Here is a 23,783-nt window from a genome sequence, read left to right as displayed (position 1 = left end):
ATCTAAGCATTAGTCCAACTCCTCGATTGTAAAGTTCATAAAGTTGCCTTCGGCCATGCGGGCGGAGGCTTGGGCCAATTCAACCGCGCTCAAGGCCCGTGTTCTTGCCGCTTGCAGGCGAATGCGGGCAGCGACGAGGCGCACGAGTTCAGCGCGGGCGTAGGTGTTAAGCGCCATGCTTTCCGACACGTCCTCTGTCTCGGAAATGCGCTCCACGATGTCACGGATCCGCAAGGCGGCCTGTCTGATGGCGGCAGGGGAATTGTTTCCGTAGAAAGCAGCGCCATGCCCTGTGATCGAGAGGTTGGCATTGGCCAGTAGCGCTGGATCGATTGTTCCCAAGGCTTCGATACCGCCGATCCGGCTGAGATAGAGATTGTAGCGTTCGGGGATGACTGTGACGTAGTGTTGTGTTTCGCGGAACGGAGGCACTCCGCTATATTCAAACACGCGGCCCGGCCCTGCATTGTAGGCGGCAAGCGCGTTGATGATGTTGCCGTCAAAGGTGTTGAGTTGCGTGGCCAAGTACCGCGCGCCGCCATGCACCTGTAAATAGGGGCTGTCATAGTAGGCAGGATTGATGCCGAGGTCGCTCGCGGTGCCCGGCATGATTTGGGTCAGGCCAAATGCGCCAACGGGAGAACGCGCACCGATGGTAAAACGACTTTCCTGCCAAATCAGGGCTTGAAGAAGGGCGCGCCATTGGACCGAAGAGAGTCCGGCACGCCCTACGCCCGCAAAGCCGCTGGTCTCTTGAGCGACGCGGATAATGAGTTGTTCGATATTCTGGGCCGCATCGCCAAACATCTGCGTGCCACCGGGATTAGGATCAATCCCGCCTGAGCCATAAACGGCTTCCACCGAGCGCGCAGGATCACCACTGCCAGATTCCAAACCGGACACGATTGCGGGCAGGCCTTGGCCTCCAAAGCTTGATTGGGCATCGAGAATACGCGCCAGCGTCTCCAATTGCTCACGTTCAATCTCGGCAATGAGTTCGCGCACGGACAGCTTGTCGGCTTGGGTTGCGAGATCGACTTCGCGGTCACCGGTTTCCACGATGTCGCGTGCGGTCAGACCGTTATCGACCGTTGGCACACCTTGAGCGAAGGCGAGACCGGGCAGCAAAGACACGCAGAGGATATGAGCGAGCTTAGACAGCAATGTCACCCTCCGACCCGTTCATAGGGGTAAAGATGCAATCTGGTGCGACCGGAGCGACCGGCTCGGCCGGGGCGACAGCAGCGCGGAATGTGAAACAATTCGCCTGTGGTTTTTGGTACTGGGCACAGGAGGCGAGCATGCCGAGTGCGGCGAAAAGGATCAAAATGCGTGTCATGTCAGTCTCCAGAAGTCAGAACGGTCTCGGTAGTCAGCTCCCACAAGCGCCTCGCCCTTTTCCATGCCGCCGAGGATGGTGAGGTTACGACCTAATGCGCTAAGATCGGCATCGACCACGATAGATCCTTGGTCGTCGCGAATAAGGGCCAACCGCGAATTGCTGCCGGTGTTCAAAAGCACATCGAGCTCTTTGTCGAAGAGGTTCAGCATCTGGTAGTCAGACGCATGGGCGCGGATGTTGGGCAGCAGGATTTGTGTCGGGACCGCTTCGACAATGGTCTTACCGGTACGTGTGCGTTCCAGCTGGCTCGCATATTGCGTCATCATCACGGCAACGGTGTTTTGCTTGCGCGCCGTCACAAGCCAGTTCGAAAGCCGTTCTGCGAAATAGGCGTTGTCGAGGGCTTTCCAGGCTTCATCAATCACGATGATCGTGGGACGACGATCTTCGATTTCACGTTCAACGCGGCGGAACAGATAGCTCAAGACGGCCATCCGTTCTTTCTCGGACTCAGAATCCAGAATACCCGTTAGATCAAACCCGACGACGTCACCTTCGAGAGAAAAGGTGTCTTCCAAAGACTGACCGAAGATCCAGCCGTAGCGGCCATCGCTGGTCCACTCGAGCAGTCGCTGGTGCAAATCGCCGCCATCATCGGTGGAAACAAAGAGCGAGGCGAAGTCCTTCCAATTACGCAACGCTGGATCCGTGGCATTGGCGTTTTGACGCACGACCTCTTGGATACGGTTGGTTTGAACGGGCGTCAGTGGCTTGTCTGCGCGGTAGAGCAGGGTGCCCAGCCAGTCTGACAGCCAAGCCGTGCCGCGATTGTCAACTTCCGTCCAAAGCGGATTGAGGCCGGTGGCTTGTCCAGCCTTCAAAGCCGCATAGCTGCCCCCGTTGGCGCGGACCGCCATCTCCATACCAAGTCGGTAATCAAAGACGAAGATTCGCGCGCCTGCTCGACGGGCTTGGGTCATGAGAAATGCGGAAAGGACGGATTTACCAGATCCGGGCCGTCCCATGATTAAGGTATGTCCGCTGGTCGGCTCTTTGTCTGGGCTGCCTTGCTCGTGATAAGAAAACCGATAAGCACTTTGCTCAGGCGTGGGGAGCATGGTGATCACCTTGCCCCAAGGCACGTCACCCGCTTCTTTGCCGAGCTGTGTGCGATGAAACGCTGCGAAATCTGCAAAGTTTCGGTTCGTGATGGCACTCGCGCGCACGCGCTTGGGCTGATTGCCGGGGTGCTGGCTCAGATAATGCGCTTTTGCTGCGACCCGCTCGCCGATCATCTTCACACCTTCAGCAGCGGCGGCATTGACGATCTCGGCGCTCACCGTCTGCAGCTCATCAAGCGTGTCGCAAAAGATCGTCACAACCATGTGGTGTTCACCAAAACTTTGGCGTTTGGCTTCAAGATCATCGGCGGCGATATCGAGGGCTTCCATGAGCGAGAGAGCAGCATCCTGTGACGCCTGCATCTGTCGTTTCTGGCGCTTGATCCGTCCGGCCATGAGGTTGGAATTGATCGGTGTGAACGAATGAGTGACGATCATGTCGACTGGTAGATTGAGCATGTCGAACATCGTGCAAGACGTGGCCTCGGAGTATTCACCGATGGTGAAACTTTTGCCGTAGCGGTGGCCTACGACGCCTTCTGAAAGCTCAAAGTGATCCTCAAGGAATGTCACGCGGGTGTTGGCCACGTTGAACGACAGGAAGCCGTAGATGCTCGCCGGAAACAGCGGCAGTTCTTGGCCCGTATTGAGCGCCCCGAGGAACCCAACCAGCTCGCCTGATTTCGCCGACAGCACGCGCGGTTTGAGATCAGCCAGCCCTGTCGCAAAGACATTCACGGCCTCGTTCAGCCGTCGAAGGCGTTTTTGAGTTTCTTGTTTGAAGCGCTCAGGTGCGCTGCGATTGAGAAATGGAAGAAAACTCTTGGACGGCGGACGGTGCATGACTGTGAGAGTCAGTGTCTTGTCGCGCAGCCCGCTGGTCGCCAGTTTCTCGCGCCACTGGCGATCCACTTCGCCTGCAAAGCTCTCGTCGCGCACTGGTTCAAGCTCCGGCGCGATCGCTTTTGAGACCTTATGTACATAATAGCTGAAATCTGGACCCAGCTGCGCGACGATACGGGCAAACAGGGACGTGACCTTGTCGAGGTAGGCATCATCAGTTGTGTAGCTGTTTACCCCATCCAAGCGGATGCATTGGAACAGTTCGTTCACCCGCGTGCGCACCGTTTGGTCACCGACCAAGCTGACATAGGGCAGCATATGCGCAAGCCGCGTCTCGCGGGCATACCAATCCGGCGTCAAAGTGCGGGGATCGAGGACCTCGTCACGGGGCATAGCTATCCCCGCCATGCACCTGTTTGTTTCGCGTCGGTGGGGTTTCTTGCAACGCCGTCATCATCACGTCGATAAAGCGCGGGTCCCAATCGGCAGCTTTCCACAGCACGGGGTAGAGCACGGCAGCCACGGCTAGGATCACGATGTGCTGGATCCACACAAAGAGCAGCACCGAGCCAAAAAGCCAGACCATCGCATACATGATGGGCAGGCCCAGAAGCTTGGGCGGGCGCACGAGGCCGAGAAAGAGGGGCGAACGCTCAGCCACCTGCAAAGACCGCAGCAACGATTGTGGGCGCGGCGGCGACGCCTGCGATGCCAACCAACACCCAAAGCGCTTGGCGCAGATCGATGATGTTGAAAAACCAGCTCAGGAAGACGCCAAGAACGGCGAGCGTGGCGATGACGACGCCGAGCGGACCCGTCAGCGCATCGACGATGCCCTGTAGCAGACTTTGAATTGGGGAGAGGTCGATGCTTTGCGCAAGGGCAGGCTCTGCCATGAGCACAAAGGCTGCCAAGACGGCGACGAAGAAAGATGGGCTGAATCTCATGGATTTGTTCCTTCCAGACGTGCGGCTACCGCCATGACGCGGGCCACATGATTTTGGGTTTCTCGGTAAGGGGGAATGCCGCCATATTGGCGCACGGCATCGGGGCCGGCGTTGTAGGCGGCCAAGGCGAGCAATGGATCGCCAAATTTCGACAGCATCATCGCGAGGTAACGAGCTGACCCATCAAGGTTCTGCAAGGGGTCGCGAGGATCGATACCGAGGTCGCGAGCTGTCGCTGGCATAAGTTGACCAAGGCCAATGGCACCTGCACTGGAAACGGCACTTTGCCGATAGGCGCTCTCGATTTCGATGTTGGCGCGGAAGAGGACGATCCAGTCCGAGACCGAAAGTCCCGCGCGGCGCAAGCCGGTATGGCTGCCGTAGCGTAGCGCCGTGGCCTCAATCGCCGAAAGAACGTCCGCACGGGGCAGGGGAGTACGCGGCGCGATGGCGGCAATGCGTATTTCTTCGGTTGCTGCGACAACATCAGGTTCGTCAAGTATAGTGAGCGCATCGGCCGCCGAGCTTCGGCCTACGCCGTCGTTGTAGTTCCGAGCAAAGCTGTTTTGGGATTGCGTGGCGGTCAGCGATCCGTCGCTCTCCATGACCAGAACCATTTGGGCTGCCGCAGGTGGTGCAAGCAGCCAAATGAAAAGAAGGCTAGTCGCTGCTGCCTTTGACCGGCGCAATGAGCTTATGCGCGGTCCGCTGGCCCTCTTCGAGCGGGACATCGGCATGTGAGAAGCCGATCCCAACAAGGAACGACACGACGCCAGTGATGGTTTTGAATTCGCGGATTTTGATGTCGTTATGCGTTGTGCGGGTCCGGGCCGTAACCAATAGCTTTTCCACGCCGTCGGCTGAGACGGCACGCAGGATCCAGACCCCGTAATAGCTCGGGCCTTTCTTGTGCGCAGATTCCTGGCACAAGATTTCGGCGCTATAGCCGCTTTCCACGAGTTCGCGGAATCTCGCCTCCGTAACCACATTTGGTGCTTCGACTTCCCAGTTCATGGCCCGGCTCACGCTTTCTCTAAAGACGCAACGCTAGGCATTCCTACTTGAAGCCCAGAGATACGATAGTATATAAATGTCCGCAAGATATATTTATGCGTTGCGGCTGTACTGTGGTCGCGCACCCATTAGGCATGCAGAGTGGATTCTTTCAAGGTTACATGGTCGTTTTGGCGCAGTCGTATGCAGCGAAATCGCTGTGTGCTCGTTATCGTTTATCTCATGTTTCTGGCTGGTGGTGCGTTATCAGAAACCTGCCTTGCGCCCCCACGGCCCTTCGTCCCGAACGACCCGCAAGCTGCTCAAGAATATGCTGATCTAATCCGGAACGACTTTGAGGCTTACATTCAGGACATTCAGAGCTATTTCCGCTGCCTTGACGACGAACGGGCGCGCGCGTTTCAGGAAGCGCGGGAGGTCAGCGAAGAATATGGGCGGTTCTTGGGGTTGGTTGAACGTTAGCCTTGCCCGCCCGGCGGTGGAAATGGCGCGCAATCAAATTCTAGGCTTAAGAAGTTCTTGCGCCTCAATACCCAATGCCTCCGCAATCGCTTCGACCATATCGATCGACGCGGCATGCTTTGCGTTCTCGATCTTGCCAATATAGCCGCGATCAATGTCCGCGCGATGCGCAAGGGTTTCTTGGCTGAACCCTCTGGATCGGCGCGCCTCCTGAATATTTAGACCAAGTTGTACCCGTAGCTTCATGCCTAAGGCAGAGCCCGGATGTAGAGTATTTAACCACGCAATATATTCTACATTCGTATGGTAGACTATTGTCTTCGGCTGATAATTTCCCGAATTGGGGTCCAGCGCCATTATAGGAGAGTATAAAGTGGAAATTGCACGTGAGGGTTGGGCATGAATTTTGACAACATCATTTTATCAAACGAAGGCCGAGGTACCTCTCAGAATTCATGATCAAAAGTATTCAAGCTGAGGCGGTCTCTAGCCCACGAATTTCTCGCGCCGCCGCTCCAAGATAGCCCCTCAACCCCACAAAACCAAGTTGTTTTCTGGCGTCCCGACATCCGGCCAGCAAGTCCAAAGTGAATTAGATAGTGACCCATTTTAACGAAGAAGCATCACCCATTGCTCGGCTGATTGGACCCGATGGCAAGCACACGGTTGGTTGGGTCTATGTTTGGGAGACTTCGGAGTTGTCGATCTTATGGATTAACGAGCCAGATACGGCGGCGTTCATTGACCCCAAAATACGCTCAGAAATGTTAACTAGGGCCAAAGAGGCAACACCTGACGATGTGATTGCTTTTCTCAGGCGGCTTCGAAAACCGTCAAGCAAGAGCGGTTGTTAGTGGGCTAGCTGCTTGAAGGAGACCCAAATTCCCATAAGCGCGCACATGTTAGGTTTGCTGGCGGAGGTCCTCGTAAACAAGCGTGGGTAACCGAGAGAACATTCTCATTTAGAAGGCCAACTGACAGCAGACAGGATTTGACCTGAGAAATTGCCAAGACTGATCCAGAAACCGTTGACCTATCTGGGCCACAACTGCCTGCTCAAACTCATGGGTGACAGAGCCGAACTGGCTTACCGCTGGGCCCGCACGGCGATCTCAATCGGTTCGAGCGATCTAGTTTGCAGATGCTTTAACGGGGACTTTCAACTTGTCTCAAAGGCCAGCAGATCGCGACATTCACCAGATGAATTTAGCCCATCCCAGGCTTGGCCGTGTAGATAGCAAGAAAAGCGCTTGTTGCACTTTTGGCCCTTCCGGAAATCACGGATTTAGAAATGCGTTTTTGAACACCAAATAACCGGTCATTTAAGATACTGGTAAAGGATAGTTGAATAAACTGATCTGCAGCGAAATCGGGATTCGGGATCATCAAATCTCCGCTCTGGCACCGTTCCATCAGGTAACCCGCAAGGATGAGCCTTACCCGCTCTGGTCCGGCTTTGAAGAAGAGTTCCCCGATCTCAGGAAACCTGCCAGCCTCGGCAACGCAAATTCGGTAAAGCCGAATATAGGCATTCGAGAAAACAAGACTGATCAGAGCGTCACTAAACGACTGCAACGTTTCCTCCGTCGGGCCCTGTGCCCGCAACAATGTCTCAAGCTCTTCGGCGAGCATGTCGCATTCCCTCGATACGACTTCGGTGAATAGGGCTGTCTTGGAGGGAAAATGCGCATACATCGTTGCTTTCGAGACGCCTGCCGCATCAGCGATCTGATCCACGCGTGCGCCCGCTAATCCATGTTCGAAAAAAACCGAGCGCGCTCCACGGATGACATCGCTGAGCTTTTCTTCGCGCAACACGTCTCTCCTTAGAACGATCCCGGTGATTTCAGCTTAAGTTGCCAACCGCTCCACGGCAAGCTGCGCACAAATCTTGTGCATGACAAATTTTAAGCGGTTGATGCTTCGCCATACATCTCTTTTGCGTGCCGGGGCGGGCGAATTCGGAAAAGGAGCGCATAGAGCACCGGCACCAGGACGAGGGTCAGGATCGAGGCAAATGCTAATCCGCCCATGATTGTGACGGCCATCGAAGCGAAAAAGGCGTCAGGTAAGAGCGGCAACATGCCGAAGATTGTGGTTCCCGCAGCCAAAACCACTGGCCGCAGCCTGCTGACCGAGCCATCCATTACAGCCTTGTAGTTCTCCACACCGTTGGCGCGCTGAGCGTCAATCTCTTCGACCAGAACAATCGCGTTTTTCATCAACATGCCCGACAAAGACAGAAAGCCAAGCAGCGCTGTGAACGTAAAGGGAAGCCCGGTGAACAGAAGCCCCAGGACCATGCCGGTGACCGACATCGGAACGACAAGCCATAGGATCAGTGGCTGGCGCAATTTGTTAAACATCAGGATTGAAATTGTCAGCATCACGAGGAACCCCAGTGGCAACTGTTTACCGAGTGACGCTTGCGCATCGGACGCGCTTTCAAACTCGCCGCCCCATTCCATAACGTAACCGGGCGGGAGCGAGATGGCTTCGATCATGTCGCGGACGCTTCGGAATGCTTCATCTGCGGTCAAGTCACCCCGCGCACCGCCGAGGGCGGATATCGTCCGCTCTCGGTCACGGCGAAGGATCAGGGCTTCGGAAAGCCGTGTTTCGAATCGTTCGACGAGGCCGGACATCGGCACATATTTTCCGCCGCCCTGCGACCAGACTTCAAGATCGCGAAGCCTTTCGACCCCATCGCGCTCGTTTTCGGGGAGTCTCAAAATCAGCGGGACTTCGGTGTCGCCTTCCCGCAAGGTTCCCACCCTCAGCCCCGAGGTGCCATATTCAATGGTATCAGCTATGGCTTGCCGACTAGCACCTGCGAGACGCATTCGCGCCTCATCAACGACCGGAATGATCGTAAGTTCGCGCTGGCGCCAATCGGTGCGCGGATCGGTGATGGTTCCCGCCTCCCGGAAAATCAACATTGCCTCATCCGCCAGCGCACGAAGAATGATCGGGTTCGGCCCCGAGAACCGCACGGCGACGGCCGCTCCCGATGGCGGACCAAAGACGAGTTCCTCGACCCGCACCAGCGCGTTCGGGAACTGCGACGGCAGAGATTGTCTCAGGCTCTGGGTCAAAGCCGGGATCGCTGCCGCGTCCCCAACCCGGACGATGAGTTGGCCGTATCCCGAATTTGCCTGTTCGGGAGTGTAGGTCAGCATAAAGCGGCTTGCACCGCGACCGACAAGAGATGCAACATCGTTGACACCTTGGGTTTCGCGCAGCACCGACTCCAGTCTTTTCATGTCCTCATCCGTGGTGCGGATGTCGGTCCCCTGCGGCAATTGATACTGGACATAGAACAGTGGTGTGGTCGAGGCCGGGAAAAAAGCCTGCTTGACCTGTCCAAACGCCATCAGCGACGCCACGGTTATACCAACGACCACTAGGGCAACGAGCCAGCGAGACCGAAGTGCGCCCCAGAGAACGCCGCGATAAACCGCATAAAAAGCACCCTTGTAAGGATCTTCCGCGACAGTCTTGGGCGCGCGCAACAAAAGGGCACCGAGATAGGGTGTAATTGTTACGGCGAAAATCCAACTCAGCAGCAAGGAGATGCCGATTACTGCGAAGAGCGAGAAAAGGAACTCGCCGGTTGCGTCCGGCGATAGCCCGATACCGGAAAAGGCCATAATTCCGATTACCGTTGCGCCCAGAAGCGGAATCGAGGTTGCGGATTCCGTTTCGGACGCAGCTGTTTCAGCGGACTTGCCCCGAGCCATGCCGATCACCATGCCTTCGGTGATTACGATTGCGTTATCGACCAGCATCCCCATCGCGATGATCAGGGCACCAAGGCTGATGCGCTCCATCGGAATGCCGAAAACCGACATGAAAAAAATGGTCGCAAGCACTGTCAGGGTGAGAGTCGCGCCCACAACGATCCCCGCGCGCCAGCCCATCGTGAGCATCAGGGCGCCAACAACGATAGCGACTGACTGCCCAAGACCAACCAGAAAGTTCGAAACGGCCGCGTCCACGACCTTGTGTTGTTCATAAATCGGAGCAACTTCTACCCCCTTTGGAAGCTGAGCAATCAAGACGCTCATCCGTTCCTCGACGCCGCTTCCAACTTCCACCACGTTACGGTCTGTCAGGGCGGAGATACCTAACGTAAAGGCGCGTTCACCGTTGTGACGAATAACTTGACCTGGCTGTTCGGTCTCACTTCGTGTGACACGGGCGATGTCGGCAACGGAGATCTGGCCGACCTCGCCGGGTGCCCCAAGCCGGAGCGCCTCGATGCCGGCGACCGTAGCGTAGCCCTGCGGTACCGAAACGCCTAAGCGTGCGGGCCCTTCGGTGATCTCCCCGTTCGCGAATACCCTGTTCTCGTCCGAAATGGCGGCCAGAATCTGGTTTGGTTGTAGCCCGAGGCTGGAAAGGCGGGAGGATGGGATCGCGACCGTTATCTCCTCCTCAATCAACCCTTGAATCTCGACCTTTGCGACCCCGTCGACAGAAACCAAACCGCGCCGCAGAAAACGTGCAATCTCGCGCTGCTCCGACGGGGAATAACCATTGGTGGTCACCGCGTAGAACATTCCGTAGACGTCACCGAAATCATCGTTGATGACTGGTTCGCGCGCACCTTCGGGGAGTTCGCCGCGTATGTCGCGCAACCGGCGCCGCATCTCGTCCCAGACCTGCGGCATCTCGTCAGGTCCAAAGGTATCTTCAATTTCAACAGTAACCTGAGACATGCCCGGCATCGATTTAGACTCGATCCGGTCAAGCTGCTTCATCTGCTGCAACGCCCCCTCAACAACTTCGGAAACCTGCTCCTCGACCTCCTCCGCGGTCGCACCAGGATATGGGATGACGACCAGTGCGGTCTTCAGGGTAAAGCTCGGGTCTTCAAGGCGGCCAACGGTACTAAGCCCCCACAATCCGCCCAAGACGCAAAATATGATGGCCAGCCAGATGGTGACAGGGCGACTGATTGAGCCTGCAGCGAGAGTCATGGCCATGTCGGGATCCTAATGCACGTCTGGACGGATATTCATGCCGTCGGTCAGTTTCCACCAGCCACCTGAGACAACGCGCTGGCCAGCGGCGAGCCCTTCCAGCACCACGATTGCGTTCTCGCGTGGAAGTCCGAGACGCACAGTGCGCGGTCGGACGGTTCCATTTGATTCATCGAATATCCAGACTCTTGGCTCGGGTGCACTCGTCGTATCAATGGCAGAAACCGGTATAACCACGCTGCCTGTGCCTCCCGACCCTTCGAGACGTGCGACGACGTTTGCAGTCATGCCCGGCAACAGGCGGAAATCGAGTTCACCTGCAATTGCGAATTCCACCACATAGGTTTGGGCGACCGGATCCGCTTCAGTCACGAACTCTCGCAGGATCAGCTCGGCCTCGTATCTCGGTGCCGCAGGGAATGTCGCGGTGATGCTGAAATCCTCCGCGCGGGTCCGCGCCAACGCGGCAATTTCCTCGGGCAGCGATATGTAGACGCGCATTTCGCTGACATCCTGTAGCCGAACGATCGGTGCCGCTGGTGTGGTATTGGAGTAGGCTTCCGAAAAGATTCGGCCGACAAGAGCGTCAAACGGTGCTTCGATCCTTGTCTGTGCCAGTCGACGCTCTGCCTCGCGCAAGGCCACTTCAGACTGGGCAAGCTGTGCCTTCGCTGTGTCGAGCCGTGCCTCTGACCCTGCGCCGCGATTGGCGAGTTCCGCAGACCGCTTAAATTCGCTCGTGGCCAGATCGAAAGATGCCTGAGCGCGTGCTAAGGCCAATTCGAAGTCGGTTATGTCAAGACGGGCGATCAGCTCGCCCTTTTTCAGACCCTCCCCAGCCGAAACGGGTAATTCCAGAATTTGCCCTGAGATTTGAAATGCCAGATCGACCACCCGCAGCGGTTCCAACCGCCCGACGAATACGCGTTGCACATCATTGGTCGCAGACACCGCCACCGTCAGGGGAACGGTGATCGTTTTGGACACGGCCGTGTTGGTCGTTGACTGATCCTGCGCTATCGACGCTGTTCCGACGCATCCCAAAAACGCTGCAAGCAGGCCCAAAGAACGGCCAAAACGTATTAAGGCCTTACCGCAAGTCATTGATCATACTCTCGAGCCGGCCTTTTATCGCGTCGCGTGTCTTGGTATCATAGGGGGGCATACACAATAGTTGTTGAAACCGCAGGCCGTCCAGTGCGGCGAGTATGACGTGTGCCCCGATCGGATCCGTGGATTGAGACGTAGCCTTCTGGTGGTCACTCTCAATCATGTTGCGGAGCGGATCTAGAAGTTCGGGGTTTTCCGCAGCCGTCGCAAGTATAGCCATGGAAAGGTTTTCCTTCAGATTGTTTGACGCAGCGAGCGAATGCAGATGCCCCCGCAGGGTTGCGTTCGGTTTGGCCTGATCGATCTCGCTCATGCTCACGAGATGTTCCTCTATCAAGTCTTGTAGAAGCGCCGATAGCAGAGCCTGCTTCGAAGGGAAGTTGTAAAGCACGCCCCCCTTGCTCATGCCGATCTCGCGTGCGACGGAATCGATTGTCAGTTTTCCAGCCCCATGCCGCGCCGTCACTTCGCGTGCAGCGGCAAGGATGTCAGCAGATGCGTTGCGGGACCGTTTCATCATTTCTTCCTGACCAAATGGTCGGTTTATATACCAGTTGGTCGGTTACTCTGTGAGCGTAAAGGTGTCAAGTTACAGAGCCGTGAATGTTTTCACTTTTCACTTTTGCCAAACAAGTCAAGAGGAGTGCCTCGCGTGGATGATCGGCGCGTCATCAGCGGTATCATTCATGTAATCCGGCGCGGCCTGATGTGGCGTGATGCGCCTGAGCGATACGGGCCGCACAAGACGCTCTAAAACCGGTTCATCCGCTGCGGCGTGATCGGCATGTTCGACTGTATCTTCGCGACGCTGGCGGTTGAGAGCACCGCAACAGGCCCCGTCATGATCGACGCCACCCATCTCAAAGCCCACCGCTCCGCCGCCAGCCTGATCAAAAAGGGGCTGTTCCCAGACGTATCGGACGCACCAAGGGCGGCTTGAATTCCAAGTTGCATTCGGTTTGTGACGGCGACGGCAAGCCATTGATATTGTTTCTGACTGAGGGTCAGATCAGCGACTATGAAAGCGCGGACGCTGTGCTGCCCCACCTCCCGCCAGACACCGACGTGCTGATCGCGGACAGAGAATATGATATGATAGTGACTGGTTCCGCGAGGCCCTGACCGATCTCGACATCACACCGTGCATTCCTGGGCGCAAGAACCGTAAGGTGCCGGTCACCTACGACACAAAACTCTACAAGCAGCGCAATCTGGTCGAACGCATGTTCGGCAGGCTCAAGGATTGGCGAAGGGTCGCAACCCGATACGACCGCTGTGCGCATACATTCATGAGCGCGATCTGCATCGCCCCAACCGTCATATTCTGGTTATGAGATGCTGTAACGGGGCCTGCGCCACGCACTGCCCGGAACGATTGCAGTCATTTGGCTGGAAGCTAGACCATTGTCGGAGTGGCTAAATCGCGCCCTTCTGGGGGCGCGTAAGGCAAGGGTTGCACTGGCGAGATGCATTGGTGTTGTTCTTCATCGCATGTGGCGGGACGGCACCGAGTTCAATCACGCATCCCCACCAATCGTTGGAGGCATTTAGACAGTATTAGAACGCTTGGAAGCGAACCACTGAAGGCTGCTTGACTGCGGCCCTTCGAGGTCCCCACCGGGACGTGGTTCCGAAGATGCCGTGGTCAGGACTGTCGCCGAACTTCTGTTCGAGCACGCTTATGAGATGGGCACTTCGGGCTACCACACTGGACCAGCATCATGTTGGCAGCCATCGCGCTGATCACGGACCGAAGCATGCACCCGGAGAAGATCTTGGACGGAAGGGTCGCAAATTGACTGCTATTCGAGAACCCGCTCCCAACCTCGTCAAAAAGGAACGACGACGGACAATGTCAATGTCGTCAAGTTCCGCTCGTCATATTGCCATTGACAAAGACGACCCCATTACCGAAGCCCTGAGCCTAAAGCCTAGTGGAGGACTAAGTGTTTTCACCATTCACGCAAGCAAGTAGATGACTGTAAACTGTTATAACTCCACGAGAAAGGCGGTGATTATCCGACCATTCAACGGTCCTATTTGGTCAAGGTTTTCCCGATCCTACCTGCGCGAGCCCGTCGAAATCTACAAAGACAAGTGTGATTGGTCCGTAAACGCAGGCACCGGCTTTGGCTTCATGTGACTTGCATCTCGCGGCGTTCTTTCGGATCTAGGTGAGTGTAGCGGTTGCCAATCATTTGCTCCCTCGAATAATCAATTTTTAACGCAGAGATGTTAATTTCGATGTTGCCTCACCATCCTGCATTCAACGGGCCAGATAATGGGATCGCGGCACTTCAGTACATCAATATACTGCCATACTCTTCACGTAACTTGTTCTTCAGCACTTTTCCCGTGGCGTTGCGCGGGAGTTCTTCCACGAAGATCAACTTGTCGGGAATTTGCCATTTTGCAATCTTTTCTTCGAAAAAAGCTATGATATTCGCCTCGGTAATTTCGGCATCGGGAGCCTTAACAACCAGAAGAACCGGGCGTTCGTCCCATTTCTCATGCTTGGCGGCAATAGCCGCAGCGTCGGCCACGGCCGGATGCCCGATGGCAATTCCTTCCAATTCGACGGTCGAGATCCATTCTCCACCTGATTTTATAATATCCTTGGAGCGGTCGCGGATTGTCATGAAACCCTCGGCGTTGATTGACGCCACATCGCCCGTGTCGAACCAACCGTCGGCAGTCAGCGCCGAGTCGTTGACCGAGCGGAAATAGTTGTCCACGATCCAATGGCCCCGGATCATCAGGTTGCCTTTTGCGACTCCATTTTCTGCCAGACGATTGCCATCGTCACTGATGATTTTTATCTCAACCCCATAAGGGGGTCTACCCTGACTTTCACGCACCTTCGCCTGATTTTCGATTGACAAGTTGATATGGCATTCTAGCAACGCGTTTGCAGTGCCCAAAGGTGAAGTTTCTGTCATACCCCAAGCATGCACAACTTCGGTGCCATAGTTATCGCGAAATTCTGCGATCATCGAGGGGGGGCAGGCAGAACCGCCAACAATCGTACGCTTCAGGCTTTCGGCGCTGGAGCTTTTCTTTGCCAATGCATTGAGCAAACCCTGCCAGATGGTTGGCACGCCGAGCGCTACGGTTACTGCCTCATCATCAATCAATGCTGCAAGGCTGTCACCATCCAGACCGGGTCCAGGGAGAACTATTTTTGCACCAACCATCGCCGCAGCGTATGGCACACCCCAGGCATTAACATGGAACATCGGTACAACCGGCATAAGCGTGTCGCGCGCCGAAAAATTCAGCGTATCCGGCAAGGCTGCGGCAAGCGTATGCAGGACAGTCGAACGATGCGAATAGAGGACGCCCTTGGGATTGCCTGTGGTGCCCGAAGTATAGCACAGGCTGGATGCGTCGTTTTCATCGACATCCGGCCATGGGTGGTCCGGATCCCCTTGCGCAATCAGATCATCGTAAAATACTAAGCCAGGCACCTGTGCGGCGGCCTCTTCATCATGCGCGCCTAGCAAAACAAAGAATTCCACCGTAGGCAGGTGCCCTCGCAGTTTGGCTATGATCGGTAGAAAAGTCTTGTCAAAGAGCACGACCTTGTCCTCTGCGTGGTTGATCACATAGATTAACTGTTCGGCGAACAGACGCGGGTTGATCGTGTGACACACCATACCGCCGCCGGAAATTCCGAAATAGCATTCCAGATGCCGCGCGTTGTTCCATGCGATTGTGGCGCAGCGGTCGCCATATTGGATGCCCAATTTGGATAGAGCGGACGACAGTTGGCGCGCGCGCTTAGCAACGCTTGACCAAGTATGGCGGGTCTTGGTCATATTCGTTTCAACTGAGATAATTTCAGTATTGCCGTGGTAACGAGCACCATGATCAATCAGTGAACAGATCGTAAGGGGAATTTGCATCATTTGGCCGATCATTGGCTCTTTCCTTTCGCGCATGTTGCGCTGTTTTTGGTGTTGTTTGAAATTGCCGTGTCACCGGTCGCGGAGCGGGTTTCATTCAGCTTGAATGCTTGGCAGCAATTGCCGGAGCAGTTCTTGCAAGGTGAGGATTGTGTTTTTGTGTGTTGGGTTAGGTCAGCCATCTGCACTTACCTTCCCTAAGATTATGTCCGCCGCATTTTCCGCGATCATCATGGTCGGGGCATTTGTGTTGCCTGCAACCAGACGCGGCATAATGGAAGCGTCAATCACTCGCAGGCCCTCGATACCGCGCACTTTCAACGCGGGGTCAACCACCGACTGGGGGTCTGATCCCATCCGGCAGGTGCCCACTGGATGATAAATTGTCTCGGCCCGCTTGCGGATGTCGGCAGCGATCTGCTCATCGCTTTGCACAGCAGAACCGGGAACAACCTCATGCTTACAGTGCGCGGCCATCGCTGGCGCATCGAAAATCCGCCGCCCAATCTTGACCCCTGCGATCATGGTTTGCATGTCTTCGGGATCCTCCAGATACTTGGGATCGATGAGCGGGTCATCCAGTGGATCCGGGCTTTTCAACCCGATCCGGCCACGGCTTTTGGGAAGCAGGTCGCAGATATGCAGGGTGTAACCATACCCAAAGGCGATTTTGCGGCCATGATCCTTGAGAAAGGTGGGCAAGAAGTGGAATTGCAGGTTGGGACGTGCTTGTTCGGGGGTGCTTTTCACAAAGCCTCCAGACTCAGCAACATTGCTGGTCAGAAAGCCCTTGTTGTGAAAGATATATGAGTAGATTCCGCCTATGCCGCGTGGCAGAAAAGAGAGCGCAACGCCAATAGGTTTCCGCGAATTTGCGGCACTCATAATTGTGATGTCCAGGTGATCTTGCAGGTTCTTACCGACTTCCGGCAGATCATGAACAAGCGGAATACCATGCTCTTTCAATTCGTCAGCCGCGCCGATACCCGAGAGCATCAGCAGTTGCGGAGAATTCACGGCGCCGCCGGACAACAGTACCTCACCGTTATCGTTCAGGCGAAGCTGAGTGTATTCCATGCCCCGTTTATACGACACGCCAGTCGCGCGGCGGCCGTCCATTACCACGCGTGTGACCCGCGCATCCGTAATGACGTCCAGGTTGGAACGCTCCAGCGCGCCCTCGAGGAATGCCTTGGCCGAACTCCAGCGCCGGCCGTTTTTTTGCGTGACCTGATAGAGGCCGACACCCTCCTGTAAGGTGCCGTTGAAATCATCATTGTGAGGGATCTGCAATTCGCGACCAGCTTTGACAAATGAGCGGCTAAGAGGGTTAACGGTCTGCAACTCGCTCACGGACAACGCGCCGCCAGAGCCATGATGCTCATTGTTGCCAAAGCGATGATTGTCCTCCATTTTCTTGAAAAGCTGTGAGACTCGCTCCCAGCCCCAGACAGAAGAACTTGCAGCTGTTTCCCAACCATCGTAGTCTGTTTTATGGCCTCGGATATAGACCATTGCGTTGATCGAGGATGATCCGCCCAATGTCTTGCCGCGCGGCCAGAACAGGCTACGGTTTTCCAGCTGATGTTGTGGTTCGGTATCGAACGCCCAGTTCAGTTTTTTGTTGTTGGCCAGCAGCGCGATGCCAACCGGCATATGGATCAGCGGGCTTTTGTCACGCGGTCCGGCCTCCAACAAAGCGACACGCTTGGCGGGGTCGGCAGACAGCCGGTTTGCCAAAACGCAGCCGGCAGATCCGGCACCAACGATGATGTAGTCATACATAGTGGATATCTTTCTGTTCTTCGTTCCAAGGTGCGCTGCTAATCAGCCCAGCACTTTGACGACAATGTTGATGAGCCGCTTCACAAAGCCCGTGTAAGGCGGAAACAGCATGTGTGTGATCGAGTGCTTGTCATGCAAAATTGACTTTTCATGCGAGAACGCTCTAAAGCCGTAAACACCGTGAGCAGCACCGATGCCCGAATTATTCACGCCACCGAATGGCAAGTTGGGATGCAGGAAATGCACAACGGTCAGATTAACCCCCACCGCTCCGGAGCTGGTGCGAGCAATGACCTCGTCAACGAGGGTTTTGCCTTTGTCGAAAATATAAAGCGCCAAAGGCTTGGGATTCGCGTTGATCTGTTGGATCACCTTGTCGATGTCTTCATATTCGATGATTGGCAGGATCGGCCCAAACAGTTCTTCCCGGCTGATCTCCATATCGGCGGTTACATTTGAAATCAGCGTTGGCGCGACATAGTTCTGTGCCGCGTCGACCTGTCCACCTAGTGTGATTTTCCCACCCTTCGATTTGGCATCCTCGATCAGACCGCTGACACGATTGAAATGGCGATCATTTACGATGCGACAATAGTCAGGGGTCAGTTTTTGGGCCTCGGGGGTCTCCCCAAAAACCCGCCCTATTTCCTTCTTCACGGCGTCATTGAACTTTAGCGCAATGTCACGGTGTACAAATACGTGGTCAGGCGCGATGCATGTCTGACCGTTGTTGGCAAACTTTCCCCAAACGATATTGCGGGCTGCCTTTTTTACATTCGCAGTTGGACCGACGATCGTGGGAGACTTCCCGCCCAGTTCCAGCGTGACTGAGGCCAGCGATTTGGCCGCAGCGGTCATCACGATTTTACCGACCTGCGGGCTGCCCGTGAAAAAGATGTGATCGAAAGGAAGGTCCAGAAGCTGTGTCGCAACGGCCACGTCACCTTCGAATACAGCGACCAGATCAGGCGAAAACGTTTCAGCCACGAGGTCAGCAACCAGCGCAGACGTATGCGGTGTCTCCTCGGATGGCTTGATGATGGCGCTGTTGCCAGCGGCGAGCGCCGAAACAAGTGGCCCGAGAGCCAGCTGAAACGGGTAGTTCCACGGAGCAATGATCAGGCAGACTCCTTTTGCTTCCGGTTGGATCCGGGCCGTTGTGCCCAGAACACCCAACGTGGGCATCGCGCGTTTGACCTTCATCCAGCTCTTCAAGTGGCGCTTGGTATGTGAAATTTCCTGCAGTATCGGAAAAATTTCAGTCAGCTTGACCTCGGCCGCCGGTTTCTTGAAATCTGCAAAACAAGCGGCGATGATCTCATCCTCGCGGCGCAAAATTGCAGCTTTTAGCCGGTCCAACTGCGCAATCCGGGCTTTGCGGTCAAAGGTGCCTCTGCGGATCAGACCGGCTTCACATTGCGCTTTGAAGACGTCTTCGATTCTTGAGACGAACGGCAGCGCGTTGGCAGTTTCGTTTTCAGCGTAGATATTCATTGTGTTTCTCCCTGTCCGCTGCTTTCAAAGGCGGATATTCATATTCTCGCATCGGTCATTTTTCTTGGTACAGCACATAGTCTTCTTTGGTTGCCCCACAATCCGGGCAGCACCAATCGTCAGGGATGTCGTCAAAACGTGTTCCCGGCGCAAAGCCCTCGTAATCGTCGCCAAGAGCCTCATCATAAATATGGCCGCAAGTGATGCAGATCCATTTCACGAAAGGTTTGGCACCTTCCGCCGCAGCCTTGGAGGGTGGCTGCGGGGCCGCAGCCTCCACAACCTTAGTCGCGGTCACGGGGCGTTCGGGGGTGGGGGCCGTTGGTGCCGGTGCCGACGCAGCGACAGACACAGCAGAGCCGTCAATCAGTTCAAAGTCTTCCTTGTCGCGAACGGCGCAATCCGGACAGGACCACTCTTCAGGGATTTGCGCCCAGGGCGTCCCTGCCGGAAACCCTTCATGAGGATCTCCGGTAACTTCATCATATGAATATTTGCAGTCGGGGCACATGTATTTTGCCATGTCCAATTTCCTCCCTTGGTCGTTCATTTAGCTTGCTTTGAAAGAGGCGAGCGGGTTCAGGCGGCCAAACAAGAATTTTTGGCAACATCAGAATGCTCTGCTGACAAAGCAACGATCATCTTTATTTTTGGAGACTGTTTTGTGATCGGTCCTGTCAGGGCGCGCCTTTCGGCGGCCCTGACAGGACCGATCAGCAGGTTATTCCGCGGCGGTGGCTGCGGAAATTCCGGGCGATACGCCGATCGACCCAAATTTCTGCTCGTAGTGCTCCTGCTTGCCGTCGTCGATCTGGACTTTGCTCAGATCGCCGTGCGCCCAGTTGACCACTTTGGGGTCCATGACAGCGCGGAACCAACCCGGAACCATCGCCATGAAGAACATGCCAGGGTAGCCTGTGGGCAGCGCTGGCAAATCCTTGAAATCACGCAGCGACTGGTAGGACCGCGTTGGGTGCGCATGGTGGTCGGAGTGGCGCTGGAGGTGGAACAGGATCAGGTTCGACATGATGTGGTTTGAATTCCACGAATGGTGGGGTTTTTGGTGCTCGTAGCGACCGTTGTCCAGTTTTTCACGCAGCAACCCGTAGTGCTCGATATAGTTGGCGCTGGTCAGCTGCCACCAGCCGAATGCCATCTGTATGGGCAGGAATATCAGCATCAGGGGGCCAAAGAAGGCGAGCAGCCCAACATAGAGAGCAAAGGTTATCAGCATAGGCTGCAAAATCTCGTTTTCAAGGCTCCAGGGGCTTTTGCCACGACGCGACAGGCGCTCTTCTTCGAGTTCCCACGCACGGCGGAAGGCACCGGGAATTTCACGGGTTGAAAACTTGTAAATGCTTTCGCCCATCCGCGACGTTGCCGGGTCTTTTGGGGTCGCGACATCGCGATGATGGCCTTTGTTGTGCTCGATAAAGAAATGGCCGTAGCCGACAACCGCAAGCACCAACTTGGCCATCCAGCGATCAAAGGTTTCTTTCTTGTGGCCCAACTCGTGGCCAGTGTTCAAAGCAAGACCGTTCACAATTCCCAGCGACAATGCCAGAGTGACGATTTCAAGCAATGACATGCTTTGCGTACTGACCCACCAAGCTGACGCCAAAAGGGCAGCATAGTGCATAGGCACGGTGAGGTAGGTCAGGACGCGGTAGTACCGGTCTTTTTCCAGAGCCTCGACGGCTTCTTCGGGTGGGTTGTTGAAGTCCTCTCCGAACATGGCATCCAATAGCGGAACCAGCGCGTACCAGACGAAGAGAACAAGACCGTACCAAATGCTCCATCCCGTTTGCGCCACCAGGTAGAGGCCGATGATTGGGGTCGCTGGCCATATTACAGAAAGCATCCATAGATAACGTTTCTTATCGACGTACTCCGCAATGGAGTCGGGTTCTTTTGAGACAGTGGTCATGCGCATTTCCTCCCTGAAACTGCAGTCTCCGCTCCGATTTCTGGTGATTTTGCCACGTAGTGCGACGAATTTTCCAACGAGCGGCGATGTGTCTCGCTAAAATGCTGGTTGTTTTGCCCACCGCAACTACACTAAAGTGTAGTTTGGCTTTCTGCTTTTCCTATTTAGGGTGAATAATATGGAGAGCGCACAGGCTTATGTCCTTGCCTCAGGGAGAAAATGTTTAGCAAGAACACCGATATTTCGGCCTCAACAAGAGAGGCAGGGCGCGCTCGTGTATTGGCGCGGGTCAATGCCATTTCCGGGGACTGTATTGCGCGCGCGCATCTCACCTTTGAGGCGCAGTCTGAATTGCGCACATTGATATACCGTGGTCCACAAGGCTATGGAAAATCAGTATTATTAGCGCAAAACTGCCTTCACTTTGCCAATGATGGCAACCGCTTTGCATACGTGTCTTTGGCGGCGGGCTATGATAGCGAGGCGGATTTGGTCGCGGCGATTTGCGGCCAAATTTATCCGCCTACGCAAGTTGGGGCCCCCGCGGTGCCAAAAGATTTTCGGCAGTTGGCCACGGCGATGTGGCAGATTGATTCGCTGCTTATGTCGCCAGTTCTGATTTGTGTCGATGATTTGGATCAAGGTGGGGACTTTGTCAGTCGCCTTGAGGTGTTCGTAACCGAATCGCCCCGTAACCTTCACTTCGCTTTTGCTGCGGTATCGCGGCGTGGTTTTGCTCAGCTCACGCTTCAAACCGGCGTGTTGGAGATATTGCTCGATGACCTTTCTTTTAGCGAGAAAGAGGTCGAGGCGTTTTCGAACACGGGCAAGTCATATTCTGCTGACGAAATGATGCATGAGACAAGGGGCTGGCCGGCACTTTGCAAGATCATGACCGGCACAGAGTTTCCGGATGACAAGGCAAGTAGATGGCCTGAGACAAAGCGCTTCTTTCTGGAAGAGATTGTGCCATCCCTGACAGAAAAGCATCTCAGGTTTCTTGAAAGAGCAGCCACGATCGCTCCGATTTCGAGCGAAAGCTTCAACTATGTTTTCAAGACAGATGATGCCGCTGCGCTGATGGGTGACATCGCCTTCGATCATAACTTGTTGCTTAGAAGCAAGATCCACGCAGATATCTTTTTGCTTCATCCCGCCTTGCGAGACTACTTTCAGGAGCGTTTTTTAGCCCGTACCCCAGAGCGGGGATCCTATTTCCTGAAACGAGCGGCCTTTTGGCATTGGCGACGCCGTGAATTTCAGCAGGCGATCAATTTGGCGTTGCGTGCGGGGGATCATCGCTGGGCTCTTGGGTTAAGCGAAGATATTATGCTTGATCTAGCTCTGCGTCAGGGTGAGATTGAAGCGCTACGATCCTTGCTGATACAAGTCCCGAAACGGGCTATGCAGAGCAACCCCGCCATCACGCTGGCCTATGCATGGACACTCTATTTCAGTCAGGAGGCGTCGGAAGCGGAAAAGCTGCTAAACGCTATGCCCGAAACTCGCATGAATGAAACATCGCGAATTGACTGGGGTTGGCGGCAGTTGGTTCGAGCTATCGGCTACGCGACACACGATGATCTACAGCTCAGTGAAACGCTTTGTACTAATTGGATTTCCGAATTTGGCAACGTAAACGTTGTAGGGAAAGGAGCGGCCTTAACTTGCTTGACTTTTATCATGTCCAGCCAAAGCCGGTTTTCAGAATTGAGCAAGTTTCTGGTGCTCGCAAATCCAGCCAATACTGCGGGTCGTCAGAGATTTGCATTCGGTTGGTTACATGCCGCTGAAATCCAAGCGGCCTTAAATCGCGGCGATATGTATGGTGCACAGCGCTTGATCGAGGCGGCGCGGATCGATCCGAACGTGCAGGTGGAGCGCACGCCGTTCTCGGCCAAAATGCTTATCTCTTTTGAAGCCGAGGCATCATGTGAGCTGGGAATGTTGGAGTTTTCTGATGATTTAGTAGAAAGCTATCTGGAATTTGCAGGTAAGTATGGAGTCACAGATATTCTTTACCGCGTTTGCCGCGTGGCTGCGGCTTGGCGGCGGAGAACGAACGATCTGCGCGGTGCGCTGGCCTTGCTTGAGAGGGTCCGTGCACTTGCCCAGGAGAAAAAACTGTATCGTTTGGAGACACTCATCCAGATGGAGATTGCCGAACTGTATATAGCCGAGGGAATACAGGGATTCGATAAGGCGATGCCGAAAGAAAGTGATCCGGTGTTCTCTGGACTCCATGCCCGGCCATTGCGCGCTCAATTGTCGATTTTGCGGGCCTTAGCTGCCTTGCGAAATGGTCAATACAGTCTGGCCGTAAAGAATGCGAATGAAGCAGGTCGTACTGCGCGCGCAATTGACGCCGGGCGCTTGGAAGTGCGCGCATTGATGTGCGCCGCAGGTGCACATGCGGCATCAGAGTCAGTGCCGATCGCTCGAAAGGTTGCGACCGAGGCGTATGAGATGGTTTTGCTGCTGGGGTGTTTCCAGACGGCTGGAGATACCCGCGATCTGTTGGCGGGGCTGACGATCACCAGCGATGTTGCATTTACCGATCTGGAATTTGTTGTTCCGGCACAGAAAGTTGAAACAAGCGATCAGCTTGTGGGAGTTCGGAGCTTATTACCAAAAAGCACAAGGCGGGAGGGGACGACGCTTTCGTCAAAACAAATCAGAGTTTTGCGCTACGTGCGCGAAGGTCTGTCCAACAAGCAGATTGCCGACCGGCTTTTAGTGCGTGAAGACACCGTGAAATGGCACATGAGAAAAATATTCGCCGATCTCAATGTGCGCAGTCGCGTACAGGCGGTCACCGAAGCACAGGCGCGTAACCTGATATGACCCA

The 23,783-nt window shown here is 55.2% G+C and carries 19 protein-coding genes and 2 pseudogenes; 4 read left to right on the top strand and 17 right to left on the bottom strand.

Annotated elements, in window-relative coordinates; genetic code table 11:
* Positions 1-9: 9 nt before the first annotated feature.
* The 7 genes from SULPSESMR1_RS22985 to SULPSESMR1_RS22955 are packed head-to-tail and all read right to left on the bottom strand — an operon-like array spanning position 10 to position 5,267.
* The gene (locus tag SULPSESMR1_RS22985; protein ID WP_089423440.1) at positions 10-1,098 is read right to left on the bottom strand and encodes a lytic transglycosylase domain-containing protein; all 1,089 of its coding nucleotides are present in this window, start codon (positions 1,096-1,098) and stop codon (positions 10-12) included.
* 55 nt (positions 1,099-1,153) lie between these two features.
* Positions 1,154-1,339, bottom strand: a complete 186-nt coding sequence (locus tag SULPSESMR1_RS22980) for a hypothetical protein (RefSeq protein ID WP_089423394.1) — start codon at positions 1,337-1,339, stop codon at positions 1,154-1,156.
* Positions 1,336-3,699 (bottom strand): type IV secretion system DNA-binding domain-containing protein, encoded by a 2,364-nt coding sequence (locus SULPSESMR1_RS22975; RefSeq protein WP_089423393.1) that lies wholly within the window; start codon positions 3,697-3,699, stop codon positions 1,336-1,338. The genes SULPSESMR1_RS22980 and SULPSESMR1_RS22975 overlap by 4 nt, the downstream gene beginning before the upstream one ends.
* A complete protein-coding gene (locus tag SULPSESMR1_RS22970) occupies positions 3,689-3,967 on the bottom strand; it encodes a type IV secretion system protein VirB3 (protein ID WP_089423392.1) in 279 nt (92 codons plus the stop codon). The genes SULPSESMR1_RS22975 and SULPSESMR1_RS22970 overlap by 11 nt, the downstream gene beginning before the upstream one ends.
* The gene (locus SULPSESMR1_RS22965) at positions 3,960-4,253 is read right to left on the bottom strand and encodes a TrbC/VirB2 family protein (protein ID WP_089423391.1); all 294 of its coding nucleotides are present in this window, start codon (positions 4,251-4,253) and stop codon (positions 3,960-3,962) included. The genes SULPSESMR1_RS22970 and SULPSESMR1_RS22965 overlap by 8 nt, the downstream gene beginning before the upstream one ends.
* On the bottom strand, positions 4,250-4,870 hold the full coding sequence (locus SULPSESMR1_RS22960) for a lytic transglycosylase domain-containing protein (RefSeq protein WP_089423390.1): 621 nt from the start codon (positions 4,868-4,870) through the stop codon (positions 4,250-4,252). The genes SULPSESMR1_RS22965 and SULPSESMR1_RS22960 overlap by 4 nt, the downstream gene beginning before the upstream one ends.
* Positions 4,871-4,913: 43 nt before the next feature.
* Positions 4,914-5,267: a hypothetical protein gene (locus SULPSESMR1_RS22955; protein ID WP_089423389.1), complete on the bottom strand. Its 354-nt coding sequence runs from the start codon at positions 5,265-5,267 to the stop codon at positions 4,914-4,916.
* A gap of 222 nt (positions 5,268-5,489) precedes the next feature.
* Here SULPSESMR1_RS22955 and SULPSESMR1_RS25660 point away from each other — a divergent pair, with 222 nt between their 5' ends.
* Entirely contained in the window at positions 5,490-5,729 is a 240-nt protein-coding gene (locus SULPSESMR1_RS25660; RefSeq protein WP_089423388.1) for a hypothetical protein, read from the top strand.
* Between the two features lie 33 nt (positions 5,730-5,762).
* Here the strand turns inward: SULPSESMR1_RS25660 and SULPSESMR1_RS22945 are convergent, their stop codons facing one another.
* From SULPSESMR1_RS22945 to SULPSESMR1_RS22925, 5 genes are all read right to left on the bottom strand, one after another.
* Complete coding sequence (locus SULPSESMR1_RS22945; RefSeq protein WP_240311212.1) at positions 5,763-6,086, bottom strand: helix-turn-helix domain-containing protein; 324 nt, start codon at positions 6,084-6,086, stop codon at positions 5,763-5,765.
* Between the two features lie 849 nt (positions 6,087-6,935).
* Positions 6,936-7,544 carry a TetR/AcrR family transcriptional regulator gene (locus SULPSESMR1_RS22940; protein WP_157729106.1) on the bottom strand — a complete coding sequence of 203 codons (609 nt, stop codon included), beginning with the start codon at positions 7,542-7,544 and terminating at the stop codon, positions 6,936-6,938.
* A 92-nt stretch (positions 7,545-7,636) separates the two neighbouring features.
* Positions 7,637-10,711, bottom strand: a complete 3,075-nt coding sequence (locus tag SULPSESMR1_RS22935) for an efflux RND transporter permease subunit (RefSeq protein WP_434223027.1) — start codon at positions 10,709-10,711, stop codon at positions 7,637-7,639.
* Positions 10,712-10,726: 15 nt separating this feature from the next.
* A complete protein-coding gene (locus tag SULPSESMR1_RS22930) occupies positions 10,727-11,701 on the bottom strand; it encodes an efflux RND transporter periplasmic adaptor subunit (RefSeq protein WP_240311213.1) in 975 nt (324 codons plus the stop codon).
* 103 nt (positions 11,702-11,804) lie between these two features.
* Positions 11,805-12,341, bottom strand: coding sequence for a TetR/AcrR family transcriptional regulator (locus tag SULPSESMR1_RS22925; RefSeq protein ID WP_157729105.1), 537 nt, complete (start codon positions 12,339-12,341; stop codon positions 11,805-11,807).
* 105 nt (positions 12,342-12,446) lie between these two features.
* On the opposite strand from SULPSESMR1_RS22925, the pseudogene SULPSESMR1_RS22920 reads away from it, so the two are divergent.
* Both SULPSESMR1_RS22920 and SULPSESMR1_RS25975 read left to right on the top strand, forming a co-directional pair.
* Positions 12,447-13,158, top strand: a pseudogene (locus SULPSESMR1_RS22920) (IS5 family transposase).
* Between the two features lie 100 nt (positions 13,159-13,258).
* Positions 13,259-13,375: pseudogene (locus SULPSESMR1_RS25975) on the top strand (IS110 family transposase); the annotation flags it as partial.
* A 746-nt stretch (positions 13,376-14,121) separates the two neighbouring features.
* Here SULPSESMR1_RS25975 and SULPSESMR1_RS22915 read toward each other — a convergent pair.
* The 5 genes from SULPSESMR1_RS22915 to SULPSESMR1_RS22895 all read right to left on the bottom strand — a co-directional run bounded on the left by SULPSESMR1_RS22915 (position 14,122) and on the right by SULPSESMR1_RS22895 (position 20,935).
* A complete protein-coding gene (locus tag SULPSESMR1_RS22915; protein WP_089423383.1) occupies positions 14,122-15,744 on the bottom strand; it encodes a long-chain fatty acid--CoA ligase in 1,623 nt (540 codons plus the stop codon).
* Positions 15,745-15,903: 159 nt separating this feature from the next.
* Positions 15,904-17,514, bottom strand: coding sequence for a GMC family oxidoreductase (locus tag SULPSESMR1_RS22910; protein WP_089423382.1), 1,611 nt, complete (start codon positions 17,512-17,514; stop codon positions 15,904-15,906).
* Between the two features lie 42 nt (positions 17,515-17,556).
* Complete coding sequence (locus SULPSESMR1_RS22905; RefSeq protein WP_089423381.1) at positions 17,557-19,008, bottom strand: aldehyde dehydrogenase family protein; 1,452 nt, start codon at positions 19,006-19,008, stop codon at positions 17,557-17,559.
* 55 nt (positions 19,009-19,063) lie between these two features.
* The gene (locus SULPSESMR1_RS25770; protein ID WP_089423380.1) at positions 19,064-19,531 is read right to left on the bottom strand and encodes a rubredoxin; all 468 of its coding nucleotides are present in this window, start codon (positions 19,529-19,531) and stop codon (positions 19,064-19,066) included.
* 198 nt (positions 19,532-19,729) lie between these two features.
* Positions 19,730-20,935 (bottom strand): alkane 1-monooxygenase, encoded by a 1,206-nt coding sequence (locus tag SULPSESMR1_RS22895; protein WP_089423379.1) that lies wholly within the window; start codon positions 20,933-20,935, stop codon positions 19,730-19,732.
* Positions 20,936-21,154: 219 nt separating this feature from the next.
* Between SULPSESMR1_RS22895 and SULPSESMR1_RS22890 the strand changes: the two genes are divergently transcribed.
* Positions 21,155-23,779 carry a helix-turn-helix transcriptional regulator gene (locus SULPSESMR1_RS22890; protein WP_089423378.1) on the top strand — a complete coding sequence of 875 codons (2,625 nt, stop codon included), beginning with the start codon at positions 21,155-21,157 and terminating at the stop codon, positions 23,777-23,779.
* Positions 23,780-23,783: the final 4 nt, after the last annotated feature.

The sequence above is a fragment of the Pseudosulfitobacter pseudonitzschiae genome (assembly GCF_002222635.1).
GTDB lineage: Bacteria > Pseudomonadota > Alphaproteobacteria > Rhodobacterales > Rhodobacteraceae > Pseudosulfitobacter > Pseudosulfitobacter pseudonitzschiae_A.
Note: the sequence above shows the minus strand (reverse complement) of the source record. Positions and strands in the feature narration are given on the sequence as shown.

What these genes read in the sequence shown, in the direction of transcription:
- SULPSESMR1_RS22980 (WP_089423394.1), bottom strand. Translation starts at nt 1,339, where the DNA reads ATGACACGCATTTTGATCCTTTTCGCCGCACTCGGCATGCTCGCCTCC.
- SULPSESMR1_RS22975 (WP_089423393.1), bottom strand. Translation starts at nt 3,699, where the DNA reads ATGCCCCGTGACGAGGTCCTCGATCCCCGCACTTTGACGCCGGATTGG.
- SULPSESMR1_RS22965 (WP_089423391.1), bottom strand. Translation starts at nt 4,253, where the DNA reads ATGAGATTCAGCCCATCTTTCTTCGTCGCCGTCTTGGCAGCCTTTGTG.
- SULPSESMR1_RS22960 (WP_089423390.1), bottom strand. Translation starts at nt 4,870, where the DNA reads ATGGTTCTGGTCATGGAGAGCGACGGATCGCTGACCGCCACGCAATCC.
- SULPSESMR1_RS22955 (WP_089423389.1), bottom strand. Translation starts at nt 5,267, where the DNA reads ATGAACTGGGAAGTCGAAGCACCAAATGTGGTTACGGAGGCGAGATTC.
- SULPSESMR1_RS25660 (WP_089423388.1), top strand. Translation starts at nt 5,490, where the DNA reads ATGTTTCTGGCTGGTGGTGCGTTATCAGAAACCTGCCTTGCGCCCCCA.
- SULPSESMR1_RS22945 (WP_240311212.1), bottom strand. Translation starts at nt 6,086, where the DNA reads ATGGCGCTGGACCCCAATTCGGGAAATTATCAGCCGAAGACAATAGTC.
- SULPSESMR1_RS22935 (WP_434223027.1), bottom strand. Translation starts at nt 10,711, where the DNA reads ATGACTCTCGCTGCAGGCTCAATCAGTCGCCCTGTCACCATCTGGCTG.
- SULPSESMR1_RS22925 (WP_157729105.1), bottom strand. Translation starts at nt 12,341, where the DNA reads ATGAAACGGTCCCGCAACGCATCTGCTGACATCCTTGCCGCTGCACGC.
- SULPSESMR1_RS22915 (WP_089423383.1), bottom strand. Translation starts at nt 15,744, where the DNA reads ATGATCGGCCAAATGATGCAAATTCCCCTTACGATCTGTTCACTGATT.
- SULPSESMR1_RS22910 (WP_089423382.1), bottom strand. Translation starts at nt 17,514, where the DNA reads ATGTATGACTACATCATCGTTGGTGCCGGATCTGCCGGCTGCGTTTTG.
- SULPSESMR1_RS22905 (WP_089423381.1), bottom strand. Translation starts at nt 19,008, where the DNA reads ATGAATATCTACGCTGAAAACGAAACTGCCAACGCGCTGCCGTTCGTC.
- SULPSESMR1_RS25770 (WP_089423380.1), bottom strand. Translation starts at nt 19,531, where the DNA reads ATGGCAAAATACATGTGCCCCGACTGCAAATATTCATATGATGAAGTT.
- SULPSESMR1_RS22895 (WP_089423379.1), bottom strand. Translation starts at nt 20,935, where the DNA reads ATGACCACTGTCTCAAAAGAACCCGACTCCATTGCGGAGTACGTCGAT.
- SULPSESMR1_RS22890 (WP_089423378.1), top strand. Translation starts at nt 21,155, where the DNA reads ATGTTTAGCAAGAACACCGATATTTCGGCCTCAACAAGAGAGGCAGGG.